Origin of the sequence: Kaistia sp. MMO-174 (assembly GCF_037147815.1) — a bacterium.
GTDB classification, from domain to species: domain Bacteria; phylum Pseudomonadota; class Alphaproteobacteria; order Rhizobiales; family Kaistiaceae; genus Kaistia; species Kaistia nematophila.
In genome coordinates, this window is the sequence record NZ_JBBCUO010000005.1 from 26,145 (window position 1) to 37,920 (window position 11,776).

General features: G+C 66.6%; 12 protein-coding genes and 2 tRNA genes. 10 read left to right on the forward strand and 4 right to left on the reverse strand.

Annotated features, from left to right (window positions below):
* Positions 1-102 precede the first annotated feature (102 nt).
* Together WFK98_RS17965 and WFK98_RS17970 are read left to right on the forward strand one after the other, a co-directional pair.
* Positions 103-1,098, forward strand: a complete 996-nt coding sequence (locus WFK98_RS17965) for a class I SAM-dependent methyltransferase (RefSeq protein WP_336801200.1) — start codon at positions 103-105, stop codon at positions 1,096-1,098.
* A gap of 51 nt (positions 1,099-1,149) precedes the next feature.
* Entirely contained in the window at positions 1,150-2,517 is a 1,368-nt protein-coding gene (locus WFK98_RS17970) for a class I SAM-dependent methyltransferase (protein WP_336801201.1), read from the forward strand.
* A 34-nt stretch (positions 2,518-2,551) separates the two neighbouring features.
* Here WFK98_RS17970 and WFK98_RS17975 read toward each other — a convergent pair whose 3' ends face one another.
* The 3 genes from WFK98_RS17975 to WFK98_RS17985 form a co-directional block, all read right to left on the reverse strand.
* Positions 2,552-3,070 (reverse strand): Hsp20/alpha crystallin family protein, encoded by a 519-nt coding sequence (locus WFK98_RS17975; protein WP_336801202.1) that lies wholly within the window; start codon positions 3,068-3,070, stop codon positions 2,552-2,554.
* Positions 3,071-3,351: 281 nt separating this feature from the next.
* Positions 3,352-3,426: transfer RNA gene (locus WFK98_RS17980), tRNA-Gly, on the reverse strand.
* Between the two features lie 293 nt (positions 3,427-3,719).
* Positions 3,720-3,794, reverse strand: a tRNA-Gly gene (locus tag WFK98_RS17985).
* A 289-nt stretch (positions 3,795-4,083) separates the two neighbouring features.
* On the opposite strand from WFK98_RS17985, the gene WFK98_RS17990 reads away from it, so the two are divergent.
* The 5 genes from WFK98_RS17990 to WFK98_RS18010 all read left to right on the forward strand — a co-directional run bounded on the left by WFK98_RS17990 (position 4,084) and on the right by WFK98_RS18010 (position 7,240).
* Positions 4,084-4,686, forward strand: a complete 603-nt coding sequence (locus WFK98_RS17990; protein ID WP_266336580.1) for an outer membrane protein — start codon at positions 4,084-4,086, stop codon at positions 4,684-4,686.
* Positions 4,687-4,829: 143 nt separating this feature from the next.
* Entirely contained in the window at positions 4,830-5,348 is a 519-nt protein-coding gene (locus WFK98_RS17995) for a prolyl-tRNA synthetase associated domain-containing protein (protein ID WP_336801203.1), read from the forward strand.
* Between the two features lie 74 nt (positions 5,349-5,422).
* Positions 5,423-6,349: a thioredoxin gene (gene trxA / locus WFK98_RS18000; protein ID WP_336801204.1), complete on the forward strand. Its 927-nt coding sequence runs from the start codon at positions 5,423-5,425 to the stop codon at positions 6,347-6,349.
* A 12-nt stretch (positions 6,350-6,361) separates the two neighbouring features.
* Entirely contained in the window at positions 6,362-7,039 is a 678-nt protein-coding gene (locus WFK98_RS18005; RefSeq protein ID WP_266336583.1) for an LON peptidase substrate-binding domain-containing protein, read from the forward strand.
* A 9-nt stretch (positions 7,040-7,048) separates the two neighbouring features.
* Positions 7,049-7,240 (forward strand): Trm112 family protein, encoded by a 192-nt coding sequence (locus WFK98_RS18010; RefSeq protein ID WP_266336584.1) that lies wholly within the window; start codon positions 7,049-7,051, stop codon positions 7,238-7,240.
* Positions 7,241-7,416: 176 nt separating this feature from the next.
* Here the strand turns inward: WFK98_RS18010 and WFK98_RS18015 are convergent, their stop codons facing one another.
* Positions 7,417-8,655: a ubiquinone biosynthesis hydroxylase gene (locus WFK98_RS18015; protein ID WP_266336585.1), complete on the reverse strand. Its 1,239-nt coding sequence runs from the start codon at positions 8,653-8,655 to the stop codon at positions 7,417-7,419.
* Positions 8,656-8,754: 99 nt separating this feature from the next.
* On the opposite strand from WFK98_RS18015, the gene tesB reads away from it, so the two are divergent.
* From tesB to WFK98_RS18030, 3 genes are all read left to right on the forward strand, one after another.
* Entirely contained in the window at positions 8,755-9,606 is an 852-nt protein-coding gene (gene tesB, locus WFK98_RS18020; protein ID WP_336801205.1) for an acyl-CoA thioesterase II, read from the forward strand.
* A gap of 291 nt (positions 9,607-9,897) precedes the next feature.
* Positions 9,898-10,236, forward strand: a complete 339-nt coding sequence (locus WFK98_RS18025) for a P-II family nitrogen regulator (protein WP_266336587.1) — start codon at positions 9,898-9,900, stop codon at positions 10,234-10,236.
* A 147-nt stretch (positions 10,237-10,383) separates the two neighbouring features.
* Positions 10,384-11,721, forward strand: coding sequence for an ammonium transporter (locus tag WFK98_RS18030; protein WP_266336588.1), 1,338 nt, complete (start codon positions 10,384-10,386; stop codon positions 11,719-11,721).
* The last annotated feature ends 55 nt before the right edge of the window (positions 11,722-11,776 follow it).

Below are 11,776 nucleotides of genomic sequence, written 5' to 3' on the forward strand. Positions count from 1 at the left end.
ACACCCTTGTCCGATCCTGAATCGTTAGGAAAAATCGCTGACGATTGCCAGCCCACCCGGTACAGAGAATGCGGTATGCAACGCTGATTGAATCGATCATCCATGACCGCAGAGAACTCGACGCTAGACCCCTACGCATTTCACATGATCGACGCGCTGTGGTGCGATCTGCATGGCGTGTATGTGAAGGGCTGGGCGCACGCCTATCTCGCGGCTCCGACGGCCATCCATCTGCGTAGCGGCGAATCCCGCACGACGGCGACGGAGCTTTTCGATCGTCCGGACCTGCTGCAATTCTTTCCCTCGCTCGCCTCGACCCGCTGCGGCTTTGCCGTCTACCTGCCCTGCGCGCCGTTCCGCCCCGTGACGCTGCAGGTCGAAACCGCGCACGGCACGCTGGAATTCGACGTGGCCGGCCTTCCCGCCGACCACCCGCTCAATTCCCCCGCCAGCGATGCCGGCCTGCCGGTCGACCAGTTCATCGCCGAGATGAAGCGAAGCGGCGGCACGGTCCTCGAAATCGGCGCGCGCGCCGTCAGCCCGTTAGCGGTCCTGAACGCCGGCAGGTTCGCCCCGGAATGCAAATTCGTCGGGCTGGACATCCACAAGGCTCCCGGCGTCGACATCGTCGGTGACGCGCATTTTCTCAGCGACCACGTCGCCGCCGGCAGCCTGGACGGCGTCTGCTCCTTCGACGTCATCGAGCACCTCGCCTGTCCATGGCTGGTGGCGCACGAGATCAACAAAGTCCTCAAGATCGGCGGCCTCACCCTGCACGCGGTGCCGCACTCGTTTCCGATCCACGAGATGCCGAACGATTTCTGGCGCATGTCGAGCGAGGGGCTGAAGGTGCTCTTCTCGCCGGCCATGGGCTTCGAGGTCGTCGCGTCCGGCATGATCAACCCGGTGCGCATGCTGGCGCATCCCTCGGTCCGATCGGGGCCGATGCTGGAGTTCCAGCTGCATGACGGCATGGTGACCGCCTGGATCCTCGCCCGCAAGACGTCCGACCTACCGGACGACGCCGTCCGCTGGCCGCTACAGCGCGACGCCTCCTTCGAGCACGGCAGGGCCTATCCGTCGCATGGCGCCGGCTGAAGCGCCGGAAACGCCCTCCCAACGAAACGCACGGTCGGAAAGGACCGAACCTTGTCCATCCGATTCAACGAAGGTCACTGGCAGCCTTCGACCTTCGCCTGCCCAGTCTGCGCCGGCTCGGCTCCGAAGCCGCATCTTCTCACGGTCGGCAACACCCAGTCGGCGGAAGCGCCGGGCTCGCCGCTGCATCTCTATCGCTGTGATGACTGCCTGTCGCTGACCTATGATCCGTTCCCCGAGATCGACTACACGCAGCACACCTCGACCGAATTCGTCTTCCGCGAATATGTCGAGTTCAATGGCGCGATCGATCTGATCGCGCGAAACATCCTGCGCGCCATTCCCGAAGAAAGCCACGGCCGGCTGCTGGACATCGGCTGCGGCTTCGGCTTCGGTCTGGCAGCGATCCGCGACATGTCCAGCTGGCAGGTGAAGGGCTACGAGCCTTCCCGCTACGGCGAACTGGGGCGCGAGCAGCTGAAGCTCGATATCGTCAGCGCATTCGCGAACCGGAATGCCGAACCCGGCGACCGCTTCGACATCGTGCATTGCTCCGAAGTCATCGAGCACGTCCACGATCCGCGCGAATTCATCGACATCCTCGCGAGCCATCTCGCGGACGACGGCATCCTGATCCTCACCACGCCGGATGCCGATCGCATTCACCGTGGAACCGATACGAGCTTGTTGCTGGGACTGCTCTCGCCCGGGGCTCATACCATACTCTTCAGCGATATCTCTCTAGTGCGTGCGCTCAAGGCTGCCGGCTTCGACCATGTCGAGGTCGACAAGAGCGCGGCGAGCATGCTGGTCTACGCGTCGCGGCAGCCGCTCCGCCTTTTCGACAGATCGCCGGCGCAATTTGCGGATCTCATGCATGGCTACCTGGAGCAAGCGCTCGACCGAGCGACACCCGGCACGCCGGTGGAAACCGGGCTACGCTATCGGCTGTTCCGAGGTGCCATCGATGCGGGAAACTATGCCCTGGCCGAAGCAGTCTTCGCGCCCGACATGACGGACGTAGCACCCAAGACCGACAACATCGAGACCGCGGAGGAGTTTGCCGCTCGCTGGCCGCTCTGCATTGCTGCGTCAACCTACTATCTCGGCATGCTGATGCTCAATCACCGAGCCGACTATGCGGGCGCAGCACAGCGCTTCCGGGCTGCCGCGCGGCTGTGCCGGACCAAGATCCGATTGAGACCGCACACCGCCGTGGTCGAATCCGACCTCCTGTGGCGGGCGGTCTATCATGAGGCGCTGGCGCTCAAATACGCCGGCAGGACGAGCCACGCGCTGGCGCGGCTCGCCGCCTTCGTCGATTTCGATGGCGCCGCCTCGCCGCGCGTGCCGGAAAACCTGCGCCCCGACGTGATCGCGCTCCGTGACGAGCTTCTCGGCCTGCCGGAATCGCCCTAGGGTCCGCGCTCCGTCGGGAACGGCGCAGCGCGCCTCAGTGGCTGGTGCCGGTGCCGCTGCCCTTGGACTCGGCGCCCATCACCGGGATGTGGCGGGTCTTTTCCTGGGCCGCGTTCTTCGGCAGCACGATGGTGAGGACGCCGTTCTCGACATTCGCCCGCACCTGGTCGCGATTCACCGATTGCGGCAGGCGGACGGAGCGCATGAAGCGGCCGAACGACCGCTCGACGAAGTGATAGTTTTCCTTGTCTCCCTTCTGCTCCAGCCGCTTCTCGCCGCGAATGGTCAGCATGTCGTCGTCGAGCGTCACGTCGACATCCTTCTCCGCCACGCCGGGCAACTCGGCGGTGATGCGGATCTCGGTATCGCTCTCGGAGACGTTGATCTGCGGCATCAGCATGCCGCCTTCCTGGCCTTCCGCGCCGGTCGCAGGCAGTCCCCCGCCTCGGAGCACGTCCTCGAACAGGCGGTTCATCCCGCGCTGAAGCGAAGAGAACGGATCGCCGCCGGTCAGATGGCTGCCACCGAAGGGGGCGAGCGGATGACGTGCCATGATGTTGCTCCTGTCGATGCGATCGCCGGCCTTTCGCCGATGCGAACCGCCCTGCCCCGGCCGGCGTCGCGGCGCAGGACGGCGAGCCGGCGCCAGGAGCTCAAGCCAGAAGCCCAAAGCCGGCCGCATGCCGTCTCAGCAAGAAAGCAGATAGCGTGCGGCGATGGAGTTTCGAGGGAACGCATGCGGGCGCCTGGCCGGCGGCGGGAGGCAGGCCCGAAAAGCAAAAAGGCCACGGAAACCGTGGCCTTTTTGATCGTCCGGTGGGTGACCGGAGACATTGGAGCGGGTGAAGCGATTCGAACGCTCGACCCTAACCTTGGCAAGGTTATGCTCTACCCCTGAGCTACACCCGCTTCCGTCCGGCTCGCGCCGGGCATGGGCACCTTATGGCGCAAGCCCGGATCGATTGCAAGCGTCCGAGCGAGTTTGCACAGGCCTTCGGAACGAGACGATAGCCCCCGATTTCGCCGGCGCGACGCGCCCGGCCGAAGGCGGGAACCGCCAGGCCGGCGCAGCAATTTCGGCTGGATTGCGCCATTCGGAGAAAGTTGCCACAGCCCGATCCAAAGACGATCGGGGCCGGAAAAGCAAAAAGGCCACGGAATACCGTGGCCTTTTTAAGCATCCGGTGGGTGACCGGAAGAATTGGAGCGGGTGAAGCGATTCGAACGCTCGACCCTAACCTTGGCAAGGTTATGCTCTACCCCTGAGCTACACCCGCATACATCCGGCGCCGCCGGCGTGCGCACCTTATGACCGAAGCTCTGATCGATTGCAAGAGGGTTTTTTCATCCCGATTTGGGCCAGAAAGCTGCCACCGGTCCGCCACGATGCGCGACCTTTTTACCGCAGCGCACCCGTGAATCCGGCCTTTCGCGCCCTCGCCCCCGGCTTCAGGGTCGTCAGGCGGCAAAGAGCGTGCTACCTCCCCGACACGGGTAAGCCAGGGGTGGCTGAGATAGGAAGTTTCGGGTGCGTTCTTGCCCGGACTCGCATCTCTTGAGGTTCCCATGAATAAGCTCCTTCTCGCCGGCGCCGCCCTGGTCGCACTCACCGGCGCCGCATCGGCCGCCGATCTCACCTACGAGCCGGCCCCCGCTCCCGCCCCTGTCGTCACCGAAGCCGCCTTCGACTGGACCGGCTTCTATGTCGGTGTGCATGGCGGCGCGCTGTTCGGCGACTTCACCGGCGATCTCGATGGCTTGAGCGGCACCGGCGGCCTCGTCGGCGCGCAGGCCGGCTACAACTACCAGATCGACCATTGGGTGATCGGCGTCGAGACCGACATCGCCTATTCGTCGCTGAAGGACGTCGCCGAACTGCAGTGGCTCGGCAAGACCACGGCCCGCGCCGGTTACGCCTGGGACAACTTCCTGCTCTACGCCAAGGGCGGTGTCGCCTATGGCGACCTGAAATATGCCGACGAGAGCCAGTGGGCGGTCGGCTGGACGGCGGGTGCCGGTGTCGAATACGCCTTCACCAAAAACCTCACCGCCCGTCTCGAGTACGACTATGTCGACCTCGGCAACAAGGACATCGGCAACTTCGACCCGGTCGTCAATGGCGGCGCCACGGGCCACGCGATCACGGCCGGCCTGAACTTCAAGTTCTGATCGACCCGATCCCGAATGCATGGAAAGCCCGGCCTCGCGCCGGGCTTTCTTTTTGGACGAATCTCCACTGGCGCGGGCGCTTGCCGCCCCCGCCGCGACATGCTTCACAAGGGCGCAAACCCGCAACGAAGAGCGATGGAAAGATGCCGGCCAGCCAGGACGATCTGTTCGCGTTTCTCGAAAGCCTCGGCATCGAGACGACCACCGTCACCCATCCGCCGCTCCATACGGTGGAGCAGTCGCAGGCGCTGCGCGGCACCATCGAGGGCCTGCACAGCAAGAACCTGTTCCTGAAGGACAAGAAGGGAGCGCTGTTCCTCGTTGTCGCGCAGGAGGACGCGGTGATCGACCTGAAGCGCCTGCACGAGCGCATCGGCGCCTCCGGCCGCGTCTCGTTCGGCTCGGCCGAGCTGATGCAGAGCCGGCTCGGCGTGCTGCCAGGCTCGGTGACGCCGTTCGGCGTGCTGAGCGACCAGCCGGCCGAGATCCGGGTCGTGCTCGACGCGGCGCTGGTCGAGGGCGGCCCGGTCAACTTCCATCCGCTCGTCAACACGGCGACGACGACGATCGCCGCGGAGGATCTCATGACCTTCCTGCGCGCCACCGGGCACGAGCCGGTTCTGCTCGCCTTTTCCGGGCCTTCCGGCAATCCGGATTTGTAAATCCGGGCTCGAAGCGCCATGTTCAGCCCAACATGCCGGCGCCGCGCCGGCCCCCGACGATCGAGGCAATCCGCATGAACCAGCAAAGCTTCAGCTCCGGCACGACCGCGACCCAGCCCGGCAACGGCGCCGACGCGCTGATCAAGGACACGACGACCAACAGCTTCGCCAAGGACGTGCTGGAAGAATCGCGCCGCCAGCCGGTGCTCGTCGATTTCTGGGCGCCCTGGTGCGGCCCGTGCAAGCAGCTGACGCCGGTGATCGAGAAGGTCGTGCAGGCGGCGCGCGGCACGGTTCGCCTGGTCAAGATGAACATCGACGATCACCCGCAGATCGCCGGCCAGCTCGGCATCCAGTCGATCCCGGCCGTCATCGCCTTCGTCGACGGCCGCCCGGTCGACGGCTTCATGGGCGCGCTGCCGGAAGGCCAGATCAAGGAATTCATCGAGCGCGTGGCCGGCCCCGCCGGCGGCGCCGAGATCGAGGCGGCGCTGGCCGAGGCGGACGGCCTCGTCGAGCAGGGCCAGTTCGCCCAGGCGGCCGAGCTCTTCGCCGCGATCCTCGCCGCCGAGCCGGACACCTTCAAGGCGCTGGTCGGCCTCGCCCGCTGCGATGTCGCGACCGGCAATATCGACGCGGCGCGCGAACTGCTCGATTCGCTGCCCGACGACAAGGCCAGAGATCCCGGCGTCAGCGCCATCCGCGCCCAGATCGCGCTCGCCGACCAGGCCGCCGATCTCGGCGAGGAGGGCGAGTTGCGCGCCCGCATCGAGGGCAATCCGAAGGATTTCGACGCCCGCTTCGACCTCGCCCTGCTGCTCAACGCCAAGGACCAGCGCGAAGACGCCGCCGACCAGCTTCTTGACATCTTCCGCATGAACCGCAGTTGGGAAGAGGACAAGGCCCGCAAGCAGCTCGTGCAGTTCTTCGAGGCCTGGGGGCCGACCGACGAGGCGACCCTCTATGGTCGTCGCCGGCTTTCTTCCCTTCTCTTCGCGTAAGGCGCTGTTCGCATGCAGGCAGGCAATGCCACCTACGAAGGTCCGGACGATCTGCCTGGCCTGATTCCGGTCTTCCCGCTCCCCGAAGCGCTGCTCCTGCCGCGCGGCCAGATGCCCCTCAACATCTTCGAGCCGCGCTACATGGCGATGGTCGACCACGCCATGGCCGGCGACCGCATCATCGGCATGGTGCAGCCGATGACGGTGACCGAGGACGGCGAAGAGGCGGCAGAGCTGTTCGCCGTCGGCTGCGCCGGCCGCATCACCTCCTATTCGGAGACGGGCGATGGCCGCTACATGATCTGCCTGACCGGCATCAGCCGATTCCGCATCCTGGAGGAGGTGGAGCCGGAATCGGGCTTTCGTCGCTGCCGCGTCTCGGCCGCCGATTTCCCGTCGGATTTCGTCGAGGACGCCGGTTCCGAGACGGTCGACCGCGGCCACCTGCTCGACACGTTCCGCCTCTATCTCGACGCCAACCAGCTCGAGGCCGATTGGGACAGCATCGAGAAGGCGTCGAACGAGACGCTGGTCAACGCGCTGTCGATGATGAGCCCCTATGGCATGGCCGAGAAGCAGGCGCTGCTCGAGGCGCCGGACCTGCGCACCCGCGCCGAGACGCTGATCGCGCTCACCGAGATCTCGCTGGCGCGGCGCGGCGACGGCACCGCCAATTCGCAGCTGCAATAGGAGCGGACCATGGTCCATGTCGAGCGCCCGGCCAGCCGGATCGACGCCAAGCTCTTGGAGCTGCTCGTCTGTCCGCTCACCAAGACGACGCTCGAATATGACGCCGAGCGCCAGGAACTGGTGAGCCGCGCCGCGCGGCTCGCCTACCCGATCCGCGACGGCATCCCGATCCTGCTGCCGGACGAAGCCCGACCGTTCTGAGGCGGCCTAGCCTCGACGAGGTGAGCTTCCTTCACCTCTCCCTGAGGGAGAGGTCGACGGCCACAGGCCGGCGGGTGAGGGGTTCAGTCCTCACCGGAGGGGCCGTCCCCCCTCACCCGGAGCTTCGCTCCGACCTCTCCCCATGGGAGAGGTAAGGAAGCGCAGCGAGGGTTCCCTCAGATCGCCTCGCCGCGCAGAAGGCGGGGGCCGGCCTGGCCGACATTGGAGGCGGCGCCGATAAAACTGTCCTTCAGCCGTGGCAGCCGGTCGACGAGGCCGAGGCCGACATCGCGCAGAATCCGCAGCGCCGGATTGTCGTTCGAGAACAGCCGCGTCAGCCCGTCGGTGACGATGCCCATCTGCACCGTGTCGAAACGGCGCCAGCGCTCGTAGCGCTCGAGAATGTCGAGCGTGCCCGGATCGAGCCCGAGGCGGGCCGCGTCGACCACCGTCTCCGCAAGCGCCGCCGCATCCTTGAAGCCGAGATTGAGCCCCTGGCCGGCGATCGGGTGGATCGCATGCGCGGCGTCGCCGACCAGCGCCACGCGCGGCGCGATGAAGGAGCGCGCCAGCTTCAGGCCGATCGGATAGGCGCGGCGCGGACCGATCGCCTCGATCGGGCCGAGATGGTGGCCGAAGCGGCGCTCGAGCTCGAGCTGAAAGGTGAACTCGTCCGCCGCGACCAGCCGCTCGGCGTGCTCGCTGCGCTCCGACCAGACCAGCGACGAACGGTTGCCCGGCAGCGGCAGGATCGCGAAGGGACCGGCCGGCAGGAAATGCTCCTCGGCGCGGCCGTGATGCGGCCGCTCGTGCTGCACGGTGGTGACGATGCCGGACTGGCCATAGTCCCAGCCGACCGTGCGGATGCCGGCGAGATCGCGCAGGCGCGACCTGGCGCCGTCGGCGGCGACCAGCAGGCGGGCGGAGATCGTCCTGCCGCTGCCGAGCTTCGCCTCGACGGCGCTGGCGCGGGTGACGAAATCGGCGACCGAATCACCTGTGATCAGCTCGACGCCGGCATCGCGGCAGGCCTCGGACAGCGCGCCGACCAGCGCCCCGTTCGGCACCATGTGCGCGAAGGGCTCGCCATCGTCGACGGAACCGGAAAAGGTGAGAAACACCGGCCGCACCGCGTCGCGCAGCCGGCTGTCGGTGACGATCATCTCGTGGATCGGCTGGCTGGTGTCGACGATCTTGTCCCAGATGCCGAGCGTGCCGAGCATCCGCTTCGCCGCCGCCGCGATCGCCGAGGCGCGGCCGTCGCGCGCGCCGCTGCCGGCCGGCGCCGGATCGACGACGGCGATGGCAAGCGACGGCGCGCCCTGCTTCAGCGCCAGCGCCGTGCACAGCCCGACATAGCCGCCGCCGGCGATCAGGACGTCGATGGCAGGGGTTCGCTGCTGCTGCGTGGCCATGGACTCCATCCCTTCCGGCGATCCGCCGCTTGACTTGACCGGCCAGCCGCCGGAGCGCTACCTGCCGATACGAAATTCCCGAACGCGACCGATGCAAGCATGATCGACGACCTTCTCTCGATACTCAATCTCGAACCGCTCGAACACAATCTGTTCCGGGGTCGCAGCTTCGACCCCGGCTGGCAGCGCGTCTTCGGCGGCCAGGTCATCGGCCAGGCTCTGGTCGCCGCCTCGCGCACCGTCACCGACCGGCCCGTGCATTCGCTGCATGGCTATTTCCTGCGCGCCGGCGATCCCGCCGCGCCGATCGTCTACGAGGTCGAGCGCGTCCGCGACGGCGGCAGCTTCTCCACCCGCCGCGTCGTCGCCATCCAGCACGGCCAGACCATCTTCATCATGTCCGCCTCCTTCCACATCCGCGAGGCCGGGCTAGACCACCAGATCGCCATGCCGGACGTGCCGGCGCCGGAAGAGCTGCCGGTCGACGGCGAGATCGGCGCCGCCCTGCTCGACGGCGCGCCGCCCGGCGTGCGCCGCTACTGGGAGCGGCTGCGGCCGATCGAATTGCGCCCGGTCGACCTCAAGGGCTATTTCCGCCGCGACGAGCCGCGCAGCCACCAGGCGATCTGGATCCGCGCCAAGACCACGATCGGCGACGATCCGGTTCTGAACAGCTGCGTGCTCGCCTATGCCTCCGACCTGACGCTGCTCGACACCACCCTCCTGGCGCATGGCAGGTCGGCCTTCGACGCCGGCCTGCAGGTCGCGAGCCTGGACCATGCGCTCTGGTTCCACCGGCCGTTGCGCATGGATGACTGGCTGCTTTATGTCGAGGACAGCCCGTCCGCCTTCGGCGCGCGCGGCTTCAACCGCGGCAGCCTGTTCGACCGCCGCGGCGTGCTCGTCGCCTCGGTGGCGCAGGAAGGCCTGGTCCGGCCGGTCAGCCGCTGACGCGGATTTGCGCAGGCGCCATCCGGACGCCTATTATTTAGGCAAATGATCGCAATTGCCTTCGCCGTGATCACGGTTTGCGGCAAGAGCGCGGCAACGCCCATTCTTTGACGTCTTATCTGCCGTTGTTCTCGGCGGTCCGCATTTTTTTCGGCAAATTTCAGAACTTGGCACGGACCTTGATTGGCCTATGCCAGCGGCGGCGCTCGCTTGTCCGCGATCGTTGCCGAGGGCCGAGAGAGATCGGAGCCCTTCGTCCACCAGACGCAGAGAGAAATGGGATCCGAACCGATGCAAATCGTCATGGCGATTATCAAGCCATTCAAGCTGGATGAGGTCCGCGATGCCCTGACCGGCATTGGCGTGCAGGGCCTGACCGTGACCGAGGTCAAGGGCTACGGACGCCAGAAGGGTCATACCGAGATCTACCGTGGCGCCGAATACGCCGTCAGCTTCCTGCCCAAGCTCAAGATCGAGGTCGCGGTGGCGAGCGAGGCCGTCGACAAGGTCGTTGAGGCGATCGCCGGCGCCGCCAAGACCGGCCAGATCGGCGACGGCAAGATCTTCGTCTACCAGATCGAGCAGGCCGTCCGCATCCGCACCGGCGAGACCGACGCCGACGCGCTCTAGGCCACGTCCGACCGCGCCGTCGCCCGGCGGCGGCGGATGAGCAGAATTTCAAGTCGACCCACCATCCCATCGAAGACCAGCTGCGAGAAGGGCACCGCCCCGGGCGCAGGCAACCGGCGGAAACGCCGGCCCGACAGGAGAAATGCAATGAACCTTCGAAATGCTCCCTTCTCTCTGGCTGCGGCGGGAGGCGCGCTTCTGGCTTCGGCCGTCGCCGCCTTCGCGCAGGACGCCACCGAACCGGCGGTCGAGGCGGTCACCGCCGCCGTGCCGACGCTGAACTCCGGCGACACCGCCTGGATGCTCGTCTCGACCATCCTCGTCCTCGCCATGATCGTTCCGGGCGTCGCGCTGTTCTACGGTGGCCTCGTCCGCGCCAAGAACATGCTGTCGGTGCTGATGCAGGTTCTCCTGATCGCCTGCGTGGCGATGATCATCTGGGTGTTCTACGGCTACAGCCTCGCCTTCACCGATGGCGGCGCGCTGATCGGCGGCCTGTCGAAGGCCTTCCTCGCCGGCATCACGCCGGATACGCTTTCCGGCACCATCCCGGAATATGTCTTCCTGTCGTTCCAGATGACCTTCGCGGCCATCACCGCGACGCTGATCGTCGGCTCGTTCGCCGAGCGCACGAAGTTCGCGGCCGTCATCCTGTTCATGATCCTCTGGATCACGATCGTCTACCTGCCGATCGCCCACTCGGTCTGGCAGTCGACGGGCTGGCTGTTCAAGCGCGGCGCGCTTGATTTCGCCGGCGGCACGGTCGTCCACATCAACGCCGGTATCGCCGGCCTGGTCGGCGCCCTGATCATCGGCAAGCGCACCGGCCTCGGCAAGGACCTGATGCCTCCCCATTCGCTGACGCTCTCCATGGTCGGCGCGGCCATGCTGTGGGTCGGCTGGTTCGGCTTCAACGCCGGTTCGGCCCTGACGGCCGGCTCGGTCGCCGGTCTCGCCACCATCAACACCTTCGTCGCCACGGCGGGTGCCGCCATCGGCTGGTCGCTGATCGAGTGGATCGTCCGCGGCAAGCCCTCCATGCTGGGCGCCATCTCCGGCGTCGTCACCGGCCTGGTCGCCGTTACCCCGGCTGCCGGCTTCATCGGCCCGGTCGGCGCCATTGTCCTCGGCTTCATCGCCTCGCTGATCTGCTTCTTCTTCGTCACGACGGTGAAGAACACCTTCGGCTATGACGACAGCCTCGACGTTTTCGGCATCCACGGCGTGGGCGGCATCGTCGGCGCCATCGCCACCGGCATCCTGGTCTCCCCGTCGCTCGGCGGCGTCGGCGTCGCCGACTACGCGATGGGCCACCAGCTCTGGATCCAGATCGAAGGCGTGCTGTTCACCCTCGTCTGGTCGGGCGTCGGCTCGGCGATCCTCTACAAGATCGTCGACGTCATCGTCGGCCTGCGCGTCCGCAAGGAAGTCGAGAGCGAAGGTCTCGACATCGTCGAGCACGGCGAGCGCGCCTACCACGGTTAAGACCGGCTGGCGCCGCGAGGCGCCACCCGCACACCACACAAGAAACAACACCTTC